The following is an 18,600-nucleotide window of genomic DNA, read 5'->3' on the forward strand; positions in this document are numbered from 1 at the left end:
TTCAGAATTTCATTTTCTCCTAAATGGTTATTGGCATTATTTTTCCATTCGTTGTATTACACCTAATCATAATAATATGAAAATCAATTCATTTTACATTCCTGTAGTAAGCCTTTTTCTTTTTTTATCTTCGTGCAAAGAGAATCATGCGAATGCTCAAAAGACAGGAAATGACGGAAGTGTAGAAACAGAAAACCCTAATTCTGATTACAGGCCGGCATTTAAAGGACAGACAAGAATTAAGGCTGTAAAGTCGACAACAGCCTATAATATTGAAATACTAAATAAAGATTTGGGAAGGCCCTGGGGCATTATCAATTTACCTGACGGAAAATTCTTAGTCACCGATAAGAATGGGTACATGAATATTGTTTCACCAGATGGAAAGCAGGTCTCCAAAATAGAAGGCTTTCCAAAAGTAGATTCAAAAGGGCAGGGCGGAATGCTGGATGTCGCTCTTGATCCTGATTTTAAAACCAATAGTATTATTTTTTTCAGCTTCTCGGAACCATTTGGAAAAGGAAACTTAACATCTGTTGCGAAAGGCAAGCTTTCGGCAGATCTTAAAAGTATTTCAGAGGTAAAAGTTATTTTCCGTGCAGAACCTTCTTATGATGGAGATAAACATTATGGAAGCCGTCTTGCTTTTGATAAAGATGGAAATTTATTTGTCAGCACAGGAGAAAGATCAGATAAAGTTACCCGTGTATATGCCCAGAAAACAGATAATTATCTTGGGAAAATTTTAAAAATTACAAAGGATGGGCAACCGGCTCCGGGAAATCCTTTTATCGGAAAATCAGGATATAAACCGGAAATCTATGCTTATGGAGTCCGAAACCCGCAAGGAATGGCTATCGATCCCAATGGCAATCTCTGGGATGTTGAAATGGGGCCAAGAGGTGGTGATGAAATCAATCTGATCCAACCCGGAAAAAATTACGGTTGGGGAGATGTAACCTATGGAATTGAATATTCCGGAGATAAAGTAGGACAGGGTATCACTCAAAAAGAAGGAACAGAACAGCCGGTCTATTATTGGGATCCTGTGATCTCACCAAGTGGAATAACTTTTTATACAGGAAATATAGACGAATGGAAAGGAAATCTGTTTATCGGATGTTTAAGCGGTGAGCATATTGACAGAATTGTCATGAAAGACAATAAAGTAGTAGGAGAAGAACGTCTTCTTGCAGATCAGAAAGAGCGTTTCCGGGATGTATTAAATGGAATGGATGGAAATCTGTATGCCGTAACAGATAGCGGTAAACTTTATAAAATTTCAAAAAAATAGGAAAAAAACTGTATCAAAGGTTAATAATTTCACCTTTGTCATTCTGACGAAGGAAGAATCTCATTTATAAATCAATAACATAAGATTCTTCACTACATTGTTGAACTACGTTCGTAGACCTTCAGTCTGTGTTCAGAATGACATTTTGATACAGTTTCTTTTTATTCTCTTAAAACTTAAAATTTAGTCTGGCAAAAACCTGTCTTCCGGAAAATCCCATCTGAACAGGATCAAAAATACCTCCACCTTCTGTGTTTCCATCACTTACCTGAGTGGTTTGCAGGGTAGGATATCTGTTGAACAGATTTTTACTGCCCAGGGTTACATTGAGATTCTTACTAAATTCATAACCAAAAGAAAGGTCTGTTGTTACTTTTGGATTATAAACCTGTTCTGTACCGTCATAACCAATGAGCGTGACCTTATCAAATCTTACCAGCTGAAGGTTTGCATTGAATTTACTGATCTTATAATTGAGGTTTAAATTCACTTTTGTTTTCGGAGCAGAAGCAAGAATAAAAGCCTTTTCTCTTTCGCTCAGGTAAATGTCTTCTTTTCCTGCAAGCTTTTCCGAAGTGTTTACTTTGGTGATTTCCATATCATTATAGTTCCCTGCTAAAGTAGCCGTCAACTTTCCGGATCCTATATTTTCATTATAGCTTAAGATAAGATCAACTCCTTTCGTGCGCGTATCAATTGCGTTAGAAAAGAACTGTACCTGATCAATAAACGGATTTTCTGCCTGAACTTCTGCCGGCAGGTCTGCCTGTGTAAAATATCCGGTAAGAACAATTCTGTTTTTTACCTCAATATAATATCCATCCACTGTCGTCGTGAATTTTCCTGTGTTAAAAGTGAATCCTGCACTCCCGTTCACCGATGTTTCCTGTTTCAATTGAGGAATTCCGAGACTGCTTGCCAGTTTGCTGTCATTAGACGCCAGCTGAATAGTCACCAATTCACCTTCCTGGAAGTTGGTAAACTGCTGGCTGTAGTATTTTTGAGCCAAAGAAGGAGCCCTGAACCCCGTAGAAACAGATCCGCGGAAAGCAAACTGAGGAGTAAATGCATATCGTGTAGCAAACTTACCATTCAGTGTACTTCCGAAATCATTATAATTTTCAAACCTTCCGGCAACGCTTATCATCCAGTTTTTAGTCACATCCAGTTCAGTATCTATGTAGGCAGCAAAGTTATTTCTGCTTTTACCAATATCTGTAGAATACCCCGGGAATCCCTGCGAACCGCCTGGCCTTACGCTATTGTCATTTAAAGGGTTGGTAACCAGTAAACTCTCAGGGGTGTCTGGTGTAACAGGATTTCCGTTTTTATCATACATGGTATAGGAGGCCTCTTCTCCTTTAATGATATCAAATTTTTCATATCTGAATTCTGATCCGAAAGCAATATTCAGTCCTTCCAGTACCTTAAATTGTTTCACGGCATTAAATCCTGTTGTATTCTGCAGCAGAGAATGTCCTCCTGCATTAAAGCTTGTTGGAGATTTGACTCCTAAAGTGGCATTAATTGTATTATCGATCTGATAAGTGAATCTGTTGTTGCCAAAAGCATTATAAAAATCTACATCCCAGTCAGCAACTTTGAACCTTATTCCATTGTCAAATGTGAAATCCGTAATGCTGGTGTTTTCAATCGGATTAAATCCTGTAGGGTAAACTTCAGGGATATTACCGTCTGCATCAGGGGTTCTGGTCCATGCATAAGCCTTAGTATTTCTATGTGAAAAACCCTGGCGGGAATAGAATTTCAGACCATCAGACAAAGGAAGTTCAATATTTCCGAAAAAGTAAATATTTTGAGCCTTGGCATCTCCGAAACGCTGTCTTGGAGCTGTGTAAATATCCGGATTTGCGTTTCGTATGGCGTAATCTTTATTAACAAACTCTACTGTAAAGTTTCCAAAACCGCCTTTTGAGCCTATTTTGGTCCCTAAATTTCCACTGAAATCAAAGGTCGTTCCGTCTACTTTGTGATCAGAAACAACATCATTGTTTCCGGGGCTTTTAAAAAGGTTCATGCCATAAAAAGCATTTCCTTCAAAACCTTTGTCTCTGTCATTCAAAATAACGTTGATAACTCCTGCAATAGCATCAGAACCGTATTGGGCGGAAGCTCCGTCACGAAGAACTTCCACTCTTTTTATAGCACCGATCGGAATGGTGTTCATGTCATATCCGGTGTTTCCTCTTCCTTTGGTTCCAAAAAGGTTGATCAGTGATGACTGGTGATATCTTTTTCCATTCAATAAAAGTAAGGTCTGATCGGGACCAAGACCTCTTAAAGTCGCTGGATCTACAGCATCAGCACCATCAGATCCTGATTGCTTGTTGGAGTTGAAAGAGGGCGCAGAAAATTGCAAAAGCTGATTGACTTCTATCTGCCCTGTAGACTGGCTTACCTGCTTAATGTCGATGATGTCAATAGGAACAGGCGTATTAATCACCGTTCTCTTTTTGTTACGGCTTCCTGTAATGGCTACTTCGTCGATCTTGGATTCTTTCAACGTGTCTTTTATCTGCTGGGCATAAGAGAGGGTAGACACTCCAAGTAAAATGATGCTGATGTATTTTATCTTCATATTGATAATTTGAGTGATGATTTAATCAAAATTATCAATATTTATTTTTATATCCATATTAAATTTAAATATTTAGTATGAATATCTTAATTTAGCATTGATTTGTGATAAATTCGGAAAAATAATAATTAATTACCCAAATTTAATTAAAAATTTTAACGTTAAAAGCTGGTAATGATTCTGTTAATTCCTTCTTCCAAAATTTCCGTGGATGTAGAAAAGCAAATTCTTATATATCCTTCGGCTCCTTTGCCGAACCACCTTTCTGATCCCGGAACAATGGCTACTTTTCCCTGCTGCAGAACATGCTGGGCGAACTCATCACTTGACATTCCGTTTTCAATCTTTGGAAACAATACAAACGTAGCCTCGGGCAGATTAGGGGTTACAATTTCTGAACGGCTTAATAGTCTGAACGCAAGATCTCTGTTGCTTTGCAAGTGCGTCAGAAACTCTTTATACCAGGGTTTCGCTTTCTCCAGAGCTACGCTTGCTGCAATCTGCGATAAAGTAGAAACACCTTCTATTGTGGAATTGAAATTGGATTTTTCTGTGAAGTCTTCAAGAATATCTTGGTCATTACATAAGATAGCACCTATTCTTAATCCTGCTATTCCGAATGATTTTGAAAATCCGTAAACGGTAAAGCTCTTTCTCTTTGCCTTCTCTGAAACGGAAGAATAGGTATGGAAGTCTTTATCATCATAAATAATATCACTCCAGATTTCATCACTCATTACCCAAAGATCATGAGCCGATGCAATTTCCGCCACTTGTATTAAAACTTCTTTAGAATACACTTTTCCAAGCGGATTGTGCGGGTTGCATAGGCTGATAAGTTTGGTTTTGGAGTTAATTAAAGAAACCAGGCTTTCAAAATCAATGTCTCCTGTTGTTGTATCTACTGGGCAAAGCATTACTTTTCCGCCTACTGTTTCCACTGATTTTTTGAAAAGGAAATCAACAGGATCCAGAATAATGGCTTCGTCTCCGGGGTTAAGAACATAGGATGCGATGAGAAACATTCCCTGAGCAGCACTATTCACTGCCAAAACATTTTCTGGGGAGAAATTACCATGCTTTTCTGTATTAAAATGATCTGCAACGCTTTTCTTAAACTCAGGAAGTCCGGAAAATGGCCCATAGCTTAGATATCCGTCTTTCAGGTATTCAATAATTCCCTGTTCTATTTCAGGAGCTGTTCTGAAATCGGGATCGGCTGCCGTAAGAGGAATGATTCCGTCTGCCAGGGTGGCCCATCTTCCGTTGTAGGCTTTTCTTTTCAGGGCTTCAAAGTTGATGTCGTTATTGGTAAACATATTTATTTATAGGATATAGGTAAAATATTTTCAGTCTGTTGATGGAGCGGGAGTAAAAACTGCTTAAGCAATGTTCTTCCATTATGAATGTGAATCTCTATTTCGGGCTTTCTGCCTGCCTCATATTTATGGAAGACTTTCTGCATGTTTTCTTCTTCAACTAAGTATTTCGTTAATACAAAGGCATCTTTCAGAGCTGAGGTAACTCCCTGGCTGGTAAATGGAATAAGTGGGTGCGCTGCATCCCCGATGAATACGAAATTATCTTTGTAAAAAGGGTTTAACTCTTCCAGTTCATATACATTCCATAAATGTACATTTTTATAATGTGATTTCTGTATAATTTCCGGGACTAAAGGATGCCAGTTTTCGAAAATGTCAAGCATATATTTCTTTAAGTTTTCTGCGGAACATTCACTGATCATATATTTTTGATTATCAAACTGTGAATACCAAAGGATGGTATCTTCAGAAAGCTTGAGAATACCGAAAGTCAGTCCACCTTCCTCGTGGTGAAACTTCATAAAGTCATTATCAATAACATCCGCAATTTCTTTATTCTGAATGATATTGACGACTTCACTTTCTCTTACTATTCTCATGATTTCATCTTGAAAAAGATTTCTTCTGATCCGGCTTCTGGAGCCATCAGAGATCACTGCAATATCAGCGTCAATCTCAGTTCCGTCAGAAAGTTTCAGTTTTCCATTCTGCAGCTCATCAGGAATAATAGTTTCTTCATAAGTTATCTTGCCTGGAGTAAGGTTTTGTGTCAGTAAACTGATTAATGCATGCCTTGAAATGGCGAAAACATTGTTCAGTTCTTTTTCTGCGAGAATTTTTCCGGTGTGTGAATATTGGATGTATTTTTTCAGAAAATTTCCATGTTGGAGAAGAAGATCAGGATCAATGATCTGATAAAGATAATCCATTCCTTCTTTCGGAATGAGAAAGCCGTGACCTGCCAGATCTTTCTTTTTTCTCCTTTCGTAAATATGATAATCAATATTGTATTTTTCTAAGTAATTCGCCATGCTTAAGCCGGAAATACCGGCGCCCACGACAGCAATTTTCTTCATTTTTCGGAATAAAGTATTTTTCAGGTTGGTTTTTTAAGTATTTTTTTAATCCTTTAGATCAATACAAAATTAAATTAAAAACATTCACTATTTCAAAAAACGGCTTAATTTAATTTTGATTTCCTGAAAAATAAGATAAAAAGAGTAAGATAAGCCGGATAATAAAAGTATATGTTTGGTTTATATTTATTTATAAAAAAGATTTTTTTTTCAATATTTAAATAGCCTTAATTTATTTAAGTGGTAATGTGAAATTAAGATTGTTTTTTGCTTAAAAACGCTTAGTTTTGGTGCATAAAAAAACCGGAAGAAATTCCGGTTTTATGATTAAGCTTTTTCAAGCTGAACAGTAAAGTGTCTTAAGATTTCCGGTTCCCACGTAATCTTGTATCCTTTTGCTATTTCATCACGTCTTTCATATACGTTTCTGATAGCAGCAGCAATATAATCCATGTGGTTGTTGGTGTAGGTTCTTCTTGGAATAGCCAGTCGTACCAGCTCTAACTTCGGATAACGGTTTTCTCTAGTAGCAGGATCTCTGTCTGCCAATAATGTTCCGATTTCTACAGTTCTGATCCCTGCCTCCTTATAAATTTCCAGCCCTAATGTCTGAGCCGGATATTCTTCACGGGATACATTTGGAAGAAAGTTTAAAGAATCGATGAATACAGCATGTCCTCCGATAGGCTTTTGAACAGGAATTCCGTATTCAATTAATTTATTACCCAGATATTCAACCTGAGAGATTCTGCTTTCAAGATAAGCAAACTCAGTAGCTTCATCCAGACCTACAGCTAATGCTGCCATATCTCTTCCCGCCATTCCTCCATAAGTAATAAAACCTTCGTAAATGATGGTGAAATTGGATGCTTTTCTGAAAACTTCTTCGTTACTCAAAGCTATAAATCCTCCGATGTTTACTAAACCATCTTTTTTAGAACTCATAGTCATTCCGTCTCCGTAAGAGAAAATTTCCTTACAGATATCTTTAATGCTTCTGTTTTCCTGTCCTGCTTCTCTTTGTTTGATGAAGTAAGCATTTTCAGCAAATCTCGCTGAATCAAAAAATACAGGAATTCCATATTGGTCGGAAAGGGCTTTTACTGCCTTCATGTTTTCCAAAGAAACAGGCTGTCCTCCTGAAGAATTACAGGTAATGGTAATTAAACAGAAAGGGATGTTTTCTTTAGGATGGCTTTTATAAACTTCTTCCAGTTTTTCAAGGTTAATATTTCCTTTGAAAGGATGAAGATCATTAATATCAAAAGCTTCGTCTATCGTACAGTCAATTGCATGTGCCTTTCTGAATTCGATATGACCTTTTGTCGTATCAAAATGCGAGTTCCCAGGAACTACATCACCTTCTTTTACCAATACTGAGAAAAGGACGTTTTCAGCAGCTCTTCCCTGGTGGGTTGGTAATAAATATTTGAATCCTGTTATTCTTTCAACAGTTTTTTGTAATTGTTCAAAAGAACGTGATCCGGCATAGCTTTCATCTCCGGTCATTAAAGCAGCCCATTGTTTATCAGACATAGCCCCCGTTCCTGAATCGGTAAGCAGGTCAATATAAACATGTGAAGATCTTAGGTTGAAAAGGTTATAATTAGCTTCTTTAAGCCATTGCTCTCTTTCTTCTCTGGTGGATTGATAGATTTCTTCCACCATTTTAATGCGGAAAGGTTCCGCGTACGGTAAATTCATGAGTTAAATTATGTTTTAAATTGTTTGTAAAGAAAATGTGCTTGAAAATAATTTTTCAAAATTCATCAATGTATAGATAAGTCGGAAAAGGGATTATTCCGGAGCCTTAAATATATTTTCATCAGAATGGAATCCGGCTACACCGCCGCTCACAGCAAATTTCATGGCAGAAGCTGCTGTCATTCCTACTACAGGTTTGATGTTTTTTTCTTCAGTAACAATTACCCAGCCCGAGATGGCATACGAGTGGGGAAGATATACCGCAACGTAATTATGCTTATCAACGTCCGACATTTCTTTTTGAGTTAAAAAGCCAATTCTCCAGATTTCCGGATTTTCATTGGTTTTTACCCATACGGGATCGTTGAATTTTTTCTTGTCGCCTACAAATGAAGACATGACGTCTTTCGTAGGAGTATAGATGTGTTTTACTCCCGGAGTTTTCTCCAGCAAGCTGTCCATCGTGTCGAAAAAGAATCTTCCGACTACGAATTTATTTCCTAAATACCCCAGAATAGCCGTAAACAGGATGATAGATACAAATACAAGCCCCGGAATCTGCTTGGCAAGAGAAGGCACAAGGTTGTCAATCGCACTTACAATATACCAGATCACAAAAATAGTAAGCCCGATAGGCCCAATGATAACCAACCCCTGAAAAAAATTCTTCAGGAACAGATTGGCAATATTTTCAAAGCTTGGCTTCTTCAAGGTGTATTCTTTACTATTTTATTTTAACCGTGAATCGTTTCTTTATTTCCGTAGGATTTAATAATGCTGGCCTCATATTCCAGCCATTCTTCCCAACGTTTGTTTACTTTTTCAGGATTTCCCAGTTGTCTTGCAAAGCCGATAAAAGTAGTGTAATGATTGGCTTCGGAAATCATCAGTTCTTTGTAAAAAACTTTAAGCTCTTCGTCTTTGATATTTTCGGTAAGAACTTTGAATCTCTCGCAGCTTCTGGCTTCAATCATTGCGGCAAACAGCATTTTGTCTACGATGAGGTCTTCTCTGCTTCCCTGAATGATAAATTTTGCCAGCTCATTCACGTAATCATCTTTTCTTGCTCTTCCAAAAGTAAAGCCTCTTTTTTTGATGATTTCATGTACCTGATTGAAATGATCCAGTTCTTCTTGTGCAATGGCAAGAAGTTCTGTTACAATCTCAGGATATTCCGGAAGCATCGTGATCAGGCCTATTGCATTGGTTGCTGCTTTTTGCTCACACCAGGCATGATCCGTTAAAATTTCTCCAATGTTTCCTTCTGCAATATTTGCCCACCTTGGGTCGGTAGGTAGTTTCAACTTAAACATGTTGTAAATTTTTTGTAAATTTAAACAAATTGGACATATTTAATGCTTCTGATGTGACAGATTTTATTTTCTATTGAATTTTGTACAATCAGAACTGTCTTTTTTGTAGCATTGCAAATATGAATTAATGATATCCTGTTATTTTACGGTAATAAAAAAACTAATGACTCAATCACAATGATTAGACAATACTATTTGCCCATGCTATTTTCATTACTTTTTACGGTGAAAGGACTACCTGTCTATGGTCAAAATGTAAAAGATTCAGTTGAAATATCTCTAAGACCCTATGCGAGTCTTCGCGGTCATATGGCAGTGTATGACCATAAAATGGAACTTCAGGAAAATGCATCAAGAATCGGAATGGAGCTGAATATCAAAAAAGGAACATTGGGTTTTATTGCAGGCGGAGAAGTGCAGTTAAATATGTTTCGTGGAAGTACCTCATTTAATGTGGATGGAAGCCTTTCCAGTGGATTTGTTTCGATAGAATCCTCACAATCTAGACAGGTTTTCGGTAATAGGCTTGGTTATTTGGGAATTGATCTGGGGAAATATGGAATCCTTACCATTGGGAAGCAATGGGGTGTTTATCGGGACATCACTTCTTACACTGACCGGTTTAATGTTTTTGGGGCAAGAGCATCTGCTACATTTGTCGGAGGTACTGATGGTGGAGAAACCGGAACAGGACGTGCGGATCAGGCCCTTATTTACCGTAACCGCTTTGGAAATCTGTATATCGGAGGGCAGATCCAGGCCAGAGGGGGAAATAATGATCATTTTATTGATGGATTTGGTGGCTCTGTTCAATATAAAATTACAGATGGTTTTTTTGCCGGAGCAGCTTATAACAGGGCTTTTCTGAGTGACCGTCTAATACAGAATGGCGGGGCAATAGGTATTACCGGCCAACCCACTTATTTTTCTTTAGGAGCAAAGTACACCGGGAAAATTTTGGATTGGAGTGTTCTTTTTGTTCTGCATAAAAACGGAGATTTTTCACAGAGTTTTTATCAGAACCCTGGAATGGAGGTAGCTCAATCAATTATGGTATTCAATGCTAAAGGACTGGAGTTTTTTGGAAAATATAAACTTGATAAGTTTTCTATTCTTGCGGGATATAATTTATATGTCCCGGACATAAAAAATACAGAAATAATTTCCGGGCAGTATCATCTGGATCCGGGTTTTAAAAGGAATGATTGTATTGTTGGTGTTTCTTATCACCCCTTTAATTTTGTCCAGATTTATTCAGAACAAAGAATTTCTATGGGTAAAACATCATTGGGAGAAAGAGAAAAAAGTGTTTTTACTCTTGGACTAAAAATTGATCTCTCCAAAACTTTCATTAAAAATTTTGACCTTTAAAAGATATAATTATTATGATTTATTAATGGCTGTGTTTTTCCTGAAGTATTCTAAAAGTCTCCAGCCTGTTTCATCTACTTTTTTCAATCCTGCTGAAATAATGAAGGCTAAAATAATATTAATCCCATAAATAATGAGCATTAAAAGCCTCCATGGCATATTTTCTTTTAGTGGAACTACCAGGAAATAAACGAGCGAAGAGCTTATTCCCTGTGCAAAATAGAAGAAAATAGCATTCTTCCCGATATAGGTAATAAAGTTTTCTTTTGTGATCTTCAGCCGGTTGTAAAGAACAAATAAGGTTACCAGAGAGAATAATGCCCAGATGATATAAGGGATTTTCGGCGGGAATTTATTTCTATTGATTTTGTAGAAAATATCTCCTCCATAGTACCAGAACATCCATATAAGAGCCATTCCTGTAAGTGCATATAGTACAGGAATTGCTTTGGTGGAGATCTTTTTTCCACGCATTTTGTGTCCTGTTAAAAAAACAGCAAGGTAGAAAGCAACATATCCCACTTGTCCTGTTGGGTAATATTCCGGGAAGATATTGAATAGCAAGGTTAGAGCAATACAAAGTCCGATGAACCAATTGATATGTTTCGGGAAGAACCTTAAAATAAGTACACCGAAAACGGTAAGTACATAATAGACTTTTAAATACCAGAAGCTTCCCATTACTACCGGAAACGTGTCGGCATTGGTGTACTGATGAAGATACCAGTTTCCGAGATTTTCCCATTGAGGGTATGCTGAAACACTGGTTGCGGAGTATTTGGATCCAAATGTTGAATAAAAGTTCTGCAGCCATTCCATGGAAAAGAAACTCAGGCCAAACACTTTAAAGAAGTAATCTAAAAAGAACAGGAAAGTCACAAAAATCATATAGGTGATCTGGAGTTTCAGAAGACGATATAATGTTTTTTCAATATTCGCTCCCGAAGTGATTCCGCTCAAAGCATAAAAAAGAGCTACGTCAAAAACAAGCGAGAAAACTCTTACTTCAGCGGGAATATAAAATTGTCCAGACCAGAAAGCGGTATGGATAAATATGATGGAAAGTGTTGCCAGTCCTTTGGCGAAATCAATATAGAGATCTCTGTTCATTATAGGTGGGTTGGAAGTTCTTTGTAATTTTTTCAAAAATACAAACAAATTGATTGTTTAAGACATAAAAGATTTTTTAAACAAAAAAGGGGCGGAACATACTGCCCGCCTCCTTTCTTAAATATGCTAAAAATGAATGTTCTCGTTTATTGAAGATGTTTAAATTCTTCAGCAGAAATTTCTCCTGTCTGAATTTTTCTCAGCTCATCTATATATTGACTCATGTAGGCATCAATTTCAGGATTTACTGTGTTTTTAGCCATCTTATAAGTACCATTTAAAACTCCCTGATAATAATAAAAGAAGTTGTAATCGAAATTGGAGGCATTAAGATCGTACTGGCCCAGAAGGAATCCTAAACGAACTGCTGATCTTCTCTGCGCTGGTGTTCCATGGTGGTTTACATTTGTTGTCTGATAGTCACCGATACTTTGAGCAAACTCATAGGCTGCCGCAATTTCCGGGAAGCTGGTTTTATTGTACCCGTTAGGTCTTCTCAGATAATATCCTGCAAAACCATCTGCCTCAAGCTCGTTTGGTCTGTACGTTGACTCCGATACAGAAGGAAGATTGAAAATATACTGCAGCTGATGTCCGTATTCATGAGCAAGAATCATTGCGTTTACAATATCGCCGCCTTTTGATTTTGCATCATAATAAATAGCGTACCCATAATAGATCTTTCCTGTTGAGTAGGAAATAGCATTGTAGGTTGAATTGAAATTGGACGGATCATTTACAAAACGCAGAGTAGGGGTGCTTCTTCCCCACATGCTTGCAATTCTGGTCATCTGGCCGTTCATAAAATTGGTGTCTGTGGAGTTTTGAAGCCCGGTCAGTAAGACTGAATTGGTGCTCCAGTTGTTGTCTACATAGGAGCATCCTTTTTCAGTAGTTCCCGGCTGATCAACTTTTGCACTCAGTGCTTCTTGTTGAGGTTGAACATTGTTGTCCATTTGGTCATCACTACATGCTGTCAATGAAGTTACAGCAATGGCACCTGCTAGTAAGCAGAGATTAAAGTTTCTTTTCATATATAATATCAATTTGGTAAAACGAATTTATGAAATTATCTCTTAATTGTGAGTACATTAATAAAAAAAATTAATCAAAATAAAGTGAATAAGGTTTTATTTAAAAAAACATTGCTTTGATTGTAAGCTATTTAGAAATTTATATGTATATTTGCACCTCGAAATAACTAAAAATTTATAAACAATGTTTGCAATTGTAGAAATAGCAGGGCTTCAATACAAAGTTGAGCAAGACCAGAAGTTGTTTGTAAACCGTTTAAAAGGAGATAAAGGAGGAAAAGTTTCTTTCGATAAAGTTCTTCTTACTGTAAACGGTGCAATCACTGTAGGCGCCCCAGCTGTAAACGGAATCACTGTAGAAGCAGAGATCCTTGACCACGTTAAAGCTGATAAAGTAATCGTTTTCAAAAAGAAAAGAAGAAAAGGTTACAAAGTGAAAAACGGTCACAGACAATCTTTAACTCAAATCGTAATCACTGGTATTACAGGTTTTGAAGGTGGTGCTAAAAAAGCTGCTGCTAAAAAAGAAACTGTGAAAGGTGAAGTTCTTTCTGACAACGCAACTGTTAACTTTGGTGAAGATCACGAGTTGAACTATCACTTAAAGAAAAACAACTTGTCTCAGTCTAAAGAGAACAGAGAAACTTTAATTACTTTAGGTAAAGCAGTTAAAGTTGAATTAGAAAAGAATGTTCTTACTCATGAAGAAGTTGATGCTGCTATCATTAAGAACATCGATCAATTTAAAGCACTTAATAAATAATCCAGTAATAAAATGGCACACAAGAAAGGAGTCGGTAGTTCCAAGAACGGTAGAGAGTCTCACTCTAAAAGATTAGGTGTGAAGATTTTCGGAGGACAAGAAGCTATTGCCGGAAATATTATTGTTAGACAAAGAGGTACTCAGCACCACCCAGGTGATAACGTGGGAATCGGTAAAGATCACACTTTGTTTGCATTAGTAGATGGTAAAGTAGTTTTCAGAAAGAAAGCAAACAACAGATCTTTCGTATCTGTAGAACCAAACGCATAATTTAAGCGTTTTATAAAAATTAAAACCTCAGTTTTTACTGAGGTTTTTTTATGTACTGTCTCGTCCTGAAAAAGGTTGACTAAAAAACCATAAAATTAGTCACCCTTATGAATCTAAAAAAAACATCGTCCCCTGTCCAAGAATACAGTGAGGCATTCAAACGACAAGTTGTCTCTGAATATGAACGGGGATTATATACAAAATCCCAATTGCAAACTCGATACAATATTCGGGGTAATTCATGCATTTCTAGTTGGTTAATAAAATATGGTAACTTTACTTATGAAAAACAATTAAGTAAAGGCAGACCTATGAAAGATCCACAGAAACAAAAGATTAAAGAGCTTGAAGCTGCTTTATCCAAAAAGGAAGAAGAGCTCAAAGTGTTTAAGAGATTTATAGAAATCGCAGAGCGTGAGTTGAAGATTGAAATTGTAAAAAAGTCTGGTTCCAATCAATCCAGGAAATAAGGCCGTATACAAATCTTTCACTGGAAGATATCTGCCGATTGTTTGGATACAGTAAACAAGCTTATTATAAAAGGAAGAAACAGCCTGATTCTATCAATAATCAAAAAAGGATTATAGAACTGGTATTATCACTTCGTAAAAAGATGCCTAAAATAGGGACTCGAAAACTTTATGTATTACTTAAAAATGATTTTTCAAAAGAGGACCTTCATATAGGAAGAGATCGGCTGTTTCAACTTTTAAGATCGAATTATCTTTTAATTCCCAGAAGACACAGTTATTTTAAAACAACCAATTCCAGACATTGGATGAAGAAATACCCGAATATTATTAAAGAAAAGGAGTTGAAATGTTCAGAAAAAGTTTGGGTTGCAGATATTACCTATCTGAAGACTAAAGAGAAAAATTATTATCTTCATTTGATTACCGATGCCTATTCAAAGAAAATTGTAGGATATGAACTAAGTGATAATTTACAGACTGCCTCCACATTGAAAGCATTAAAACAAGCCATAAAGAACAGGGTGTATAAACATTCTTTAATTCATCATTCAGACAGAGGATTGCAGTATTGTAGTAAAGAATATACTGAGACGTTAAGGAAAAGTGATATTCTTATCAGTATGACCGAGAACTCGGATCCTTATGAGAATGCTGTAGCAGAGAGGGTAAACGGCATTCTGAAATATGAGTTTGGATTGATTGATACTTTTGAAAACTTTAAGAATCTCTCACAGCAGCTTGACCAATCAATTTATTATTATAATAATTTAAGACCTCATTTTTCCCTAAATTATAACATCCCTAGCCAAGTGCATATGAAAAATAACGTGAAATTAAAAACATACAAAAAACAAAATCAGAATAGGAAAATTCCTACTCTGATTTAAGTATATTTGAAATATTAAACTAGTCAACCTTTTTCAGGACTAGTCATACTGTTTTTATAAAATTCTTTTTTTGGTGAAATATGTTTATATTTGATAACTGACATGCTTTAAAATAGTTGCGGAAGCCGAAAAGCAAATAGAGTAGGCAGTAAATAAAACTAAACAATCATGAAAAATTTAAGAAAACTAACCAAAGCCAGTCTGAGAAATATTAACGGCGGAGAAGTGTGGTGTCCGGCAAAACCAATTACATCATGTAGTGTATGGTGCGGATTGACAAAGGAGCAGCAAATGCGTTGCCTGCTTGATGTAGAAGGTTGCGAGTGCTTTTAATCATCAAGGCAGTCCTTATTATATAAGCTTTAAAAAAAATTCGGCGGCTTCATTGAAGCCGCCGAATCTGTTATATGGTATATTTACTTTAGAATCCTACCTGGAATCCTGCTTTAACGCCAAACTTTGAGATATCTGGTTTGTCAAGATAATTTCCTCTCCAGTTAAAATCTACTCTGAAGATTCTCAGGTTTCCGATTCCTATATTTTCTATTCCGAATCCGTATTCATAATAGATATGTTCGCTTGGTGCAGAATATTTAAAACCTTCTACATTGATTGCTTTGGAAGCATCGCTTAATGTTCCGTAGGCTCCTCTGATAAATGCAACTTCTCTCAATTTCAGCTTTTTAATCAATGGAATATAAGAAAGTATTTTACCGTTAAAATGATGCTCAAGCTGAAGTGTAGTATAGGCATCCGTCACAAACTCATAATAATTAAGCTGGGAGAAAGTATTTGGTACCAGACCATATGAAAGGTTGGCAGGAATAATATTCTGTAATGCCAATGGAACTGTACTGAAGTTCTTTCCAGCTTCGAAATTAACCACTAGTTTTCCCATACTTCCAATCAAAAACGGCTTGTATAGCATGAATTGAAGCTTGTCATAATTGAAGTCAGCATTAAACAAACCTTCAATACCTCGCGTGTATCTTAAAACGATGGTTGGTGCCAGGTTTCTCGCCTGATAACGGTCAATACCGGTTTGTGAGAATTTTGCACCAGGTTTGGCAATTAAACTGATAGTAACATGGGAATCATTAACAGTTTTCCTTAGCTGGCCGTCTTTATAATACATCAGATTGAATTTCTCAGGGATAGCAGATTTAATACTCTGCATCACTCCATCTATTCTTATCTGAAAGTTTTTCCATGGCTCAATAGCTGCAAAAATACTTGTCTTATTTACAGAACTTAAGGAAATGTTTTCTCCTCTTGCAAAAAAGGTACTGGTAGATGAAGATTGCGGCGTAACTCCATCACCAGATGTAAGCTGTCCCCCAAGCTGAACAATGTCTCTGCTGGTTCCTGCACCAATCATAAAACGGTTAAGCTTATTGAACATATATCTTGCCTCTACTCCATATTTAAACTGCTGATCCTTGAAGCCATAAGCTGTATAAAATTGTGCTCTCCAGGTATCATTCAATCCGAAATAAGTTCTTGCTCCTAATCTTATTCTGTCCCCTTCTACTTCATTTCTTCCATAAATTGAGAAAATAGGACCAATATCTATTCCTTTAAAGGCATTATAATAACGTGAGCCAAGAGTTTCAAACAGTTTTACCATCCGGTTGAATTTCGGGGTCTGCTGAAGCTGGTCAAGCATGTTGTAAACGCCCTGTTCTGCTTTGGATAAGGTGTCAGGTCTGACTTTTGTCCAGTAAGCATCATCTTTATTGGTAAATTTATCTTCGTACTCTTCTTCGGTACGTTTGAATACCTTAGGATCAAGAGGTTTGTTGAACTGATAATCGGAGTAATCTACCGATCTTTTGGCGATGATACTTTTGGCGCCTTTCTTCTTTGAGAAAGGGCTCATTTCAAATTCTGTCACCAGTTTTTTGGGAAGAAACGTAGCATCATCAGGATTGTCATATTCTACCTGAGTATACACACTGTTGACAAAGTTGACGTTAATCTTCTGTGTTGACTTTAATGTTGCTCCTAAAACGGCATAAGTATCGGTATCAATATAAAGGTTTCCCTGAAATGCAAGGACATCTTTTCTCTTTGGCTGGTATCTTATCTGGAAGGCTTTTTCCCCACGAATCGTAATGGTGTCCATAAGACTATAATCATAGGTGCTGAAACCGTCACTTCCAACAGGACTCTGGAATCCGATATCGAAATAATTCAGGGTATTGTCGTAGATATTGATATCACGGTATAAGTTTTTAGCAGAAACCGTTATGACCTGATTGTCTTGGAAACCTGAGGTCTTTTGAGCAACCAGTGTTCTTTTACTGTCTTTGTCCGGCCTGTTTTTGCCATAATTTTCATAAACGGCTTCATTCAAGAAGATAGGAAGACCAAGTCTTCCACTCGCAGTAGAATCTGCATAACTGAAAATGAAATCAAGTTTATTGAAAATCTTTTTCTTCATGAACGCACTGTCAAGATTATTCAGGTCAAACTGTGTTTTTTCGTATTCTTTATATGAATAAGTATCGAATTTTTCCAGTCCGTTATTTCTTTTTTGCGCCCACACTTTCTGCATAATTGCATAAGCAGGATTTTCTTTCTTGTTTTTATATTTTGTTTTTCCGCTTTGAAGAACAATCTCCTGAATATCGCTTACTTTAGCCTGTGATAGCTGTACGAAAATATTGTCAGCATTTTCAGGGGTAATATCAAGGGTTTCTGTGGTATAATTTTTTCTGGAAAATCTTAACTGATGGATGATGCTGTCTGACTTAACAATGAAATTGCCCGAAGTTGTCGTTAAGGCAGGTGTTTTATCATTGTTGATAAAAATATCAACGTTATTCAGTTCTTTATTGTTCTTTTCGTCAACCACCTTACCGCTGACCTTGTTTTGAGCACATACGGAACCGGCGAGAATCAGGAAAAAAAATAAAAAATAGTGTTTTTGGGAGTTATTGTTTAACATCATTTGTTTCTTCAGGCATTTAGCATAAACAAAAAGCATGCAGTTTAATTAAAAAACAGGTAAAAAAATAAAAAATTTTTATTCTATCCTATAAAACGACAAAAGTAGCGAAAATAATATATGTATTGATTAAAAATTAACCGGGAATTTTTTATGCTTAAAATATAATAATCAGAGCGTTAAAACAACGTGAAAGTGAAAATTTTTAAGATCATTTCGGTGTTTTTTTGTGGAACTTATAAAATGAAAAAAGACTTACAGAAATGTAAGTCTTTTTTGCTCCTCCTGCTGGGCTCGAACCAGCGACCCTCTGATTAACAGTCAGATGCTCTAACCAACTGAGCTAAGGAGGAATTTCCTTTGTTTTAAGTGGTGCAAATATAGTATGAATATCCATACCAAGCAAGTTTTTATTCTTGAATATTCATCGAAAG

General features: G+C 36.6%; 15 protein-coding genes and 1 tRNA gene. 6 read left to right on the forward strand and 10 right to left on the reverse strand.

Annotated features, from left to right (window positions below; all coding sequences use genetic code 11):
• Nucleotides 1-76 precede the first annotated feature (76 nt).
• Nucleotides 77-1,294: a PQQ-dependent sugar dehydrogenase gene (locus AB1278_RS01750; RefSeq protein ID WP_429812019.1), complete on the forward strand. Its 1,218-nt coding sequence runs from the start codon at nt 77-79 to the stop codon at nt 1,292-1,294.
• Between the two features lie 169 nt (nt 1,295-1,463).
• Here the strand turns inward: AB1278_RS01750 and AB1278_RS01755 are convergent, their stop codons facing one another.
• The 6 genes from AB1278_RS01755 to AB1278_RS01780 all read right to left on the reverse strand — a co-directional run bounded on the left by AB1278_RS01755 (nt 1,464) and on the right by AB1278_RS01780 (nt 9,308).
• A complete protein-coding gene (locus AB1278_RS01755; protein WP_429812022.1) occupies nt 1,464-3,893 on the reverse strand; it encodes a TonB-dependent receptor plug domain-containing protein in 2,430 nt (809 codons plus the stop codon).
• 161 nt (nt 3,894-4,054) lie between these two features.
• Nucleotides 4,055-5,212, reverse strand: a complete 1,158-nt coding sequence (locus AB1278_RS01760; RefSeq protein WP_343643334.1) for a pyridoxal phosphate-dependent aminotransferase — start codon at nt 5,210-5,212, stop codon at nt 4,055-4,057.
• A 2-nt stretch (nt 5,213-5,214) separates the two neighbouring features.
• Nucleotides 5,215-6,291 (reverse strand): FAD-dependent monooxygenase, encoded by a 1,077-nt coding sequence (locus AB1278_RS01765; RefSeq protein WP_202840943.1) that lies wholly within the window; start codon nt 6,289-6,291, stop codon nt 5,215-5,217.
• 327 nt (nt 6,292-6,618) lie between these two features.
• Complete coding sequence (locus AB1278_RS01770) at nt 6,619-7,995, reverse strand: tryptophanase (RefSeq protein WP_202840941.1); 1,377 nt, start codon at nt 7,993-7,995, stop codon at nt 6,619-6,621.
• A 93-nt stretch (nt 7,996-8,088) separates the two neighbouring features.
• Nucleotides 8,089-8,706 (reverse strand): DUF502 domain-containing protein, encoded by a 618-nt coding sequence (locus AB1278_RS01775; RefSeq protein WP_047377240.1) that lies wholly within the window; start codon nt 8,704-8,706, stop codon nt 8,089-8,091.
• 23 nt (nt 8,707-8,729) lie between these two features.
• Nucleotides 8,730-9,308, reverse strand: coding sequence for a tRNA-(ms[2]io[6]A)-hydroxylase (locus AB1278_RS01780; protein ID WP_110011741.1), 579 nt, complete (start codon nt 9,306-9,308; stop codon nt 8,730-8,732).
• A 201-nt stretch (nt 9,309-9,509) separates the two neighbouring features.
• Between AB1278_RS01780 and AB1278_RS01785 the strand changes: the two genes are divergently transcribed.
• Nucleotides 9,510-10,679, forward strand: a complete 1,170-nt coding sequence (locus AB1278_RS01785; protein WP_202840940.1) for a porin — start codon at nt 9,510-9,512, stop codon at nt 10,677-10,679.
• Between the two features lie 12 nt (nt 10,680-10,691).
• Here the strand turns inward: AB1278_RS01785 and AB1278_RS01790 are convergent, their stop codons facing one another.
• Nucleotides 10,692-11,789, reverse strand: a complete 1,098-nt coding sequence (locus AB1278_RS01790; protein WP_202840939.1) for an acyltransferase family protein — start codon at nt 11,787-11,789, stop codon at nt 10,692-10,694.
• Nucleotides 11,790-11,935: 146 nt separating this feature from the next.
• The gene (locus tag AB1278_RS01795; RefSeq protein ID WP_137905702.1) at nt 11,936-12,823 is read right to left on the reverse strand and encodes a metalloprotease; all 888 of its coding nucleotides are present in this window, start codon (nt 12,821-12,823) and stop codon (nt 11,936-11,938) included.
• 184 nt (nt 12,824-13,007) lie between these two features.
• Here AB1278_RS01795 and rplU point away from each other — a divergent pair, with 184 nt between their 5' ends.
• The 4 genes from rplU (at nt 13,008) to AB1278_RS01815 (ending at nt 15,549) form a co-directional block, all read left to right on the forward strand.
• A complete protein-coding gene (rplU, locus tag AB1278_RS01800; RefSeq protein ID WP_110011737.1) occupies nt 13,008-13,586 on the forward strand; it encodes a 50S ribosomal protein L21 in 579 nt (192 codons plus the stop codon).
• A 12-nt stretch (nt 13,587-13,598) separates the two neighbouring features.
• Nucleotides 13,599-13,856, forward strand: coding sequence for a 50S ribosomal protein L27 (gene rpmA, locus AB1278_RS01805; RefSeq protein ID WP_002984034.1), 258 nt, complete (start codon nt 13,599-13,601; stop codon nt 13,854-13,856).
• A gap of 107 nt (nt 13,857-13,963) precedes the next feature.
• Nucleotides 13,964-15,216, forward strand: a protein-coding gene (locus tag AB1278_RS01810) for an IS3 family transposase (RefSeq protein WP_202840967.1) whose coding sequence is annotated in 2 segments (ribosomal slippage) — nt 13,964-14,291 and nt 14,291-15,216 — 1,254 coding nt in all. Because the reading frame shifts where the segments join, the coding sequence is not laid out codon by codon here.
• 168 nt (nt 15,217-15,384) lie between these two features.
• Complete coding sequence (locus tag AB1278_RS01815; RefSeq protein ID WP_171006347.1) at nt 15,385-15,549, forward strand: bacteriocin-like protein; 165 nt, start codon at nt 15,385-15,387, stop codon at nt 15,547-15,549.
• Nucleotides 15,550-15,637: 88 nt separating this feature from the next.
• On the opposite strand, the gene AB1278_RS01820 is transcribed toward AB1278_RS01815, so the two are convergent.
• On the reverse strand, nt 15,638-18,166 hold the full coding sequence (locus AB1278_RS01820) for a DUF5686 family protein (protein WP_410668106.1): 2,529 nt from the start codon (nt 18,164-18,166) through the stop codon (nt 15,638-15,640).
• A gap of 279 nt (nt 18,167-18,445) precedes the next feature.
• Nucleotides 18,446-18,519: transfer RNA gene (locus tag AB1278_RS01825), tRNA-Asn, on the reverse strand.
• Between the last annotated feature and the right edge of the window lie 81 nt (nt 18,520-18,600).

The sequence above is a fragment of the Chryseobacterium sp. NRRL B-14798 genome (assembly GCF_050470705.1).
GTDB lineage: Bacteria > Bacteroidota > Bacteroidia > Flavobacteriales > Weeksellaceae > Chryseobacterium > Chryseobacterium cupriresistens.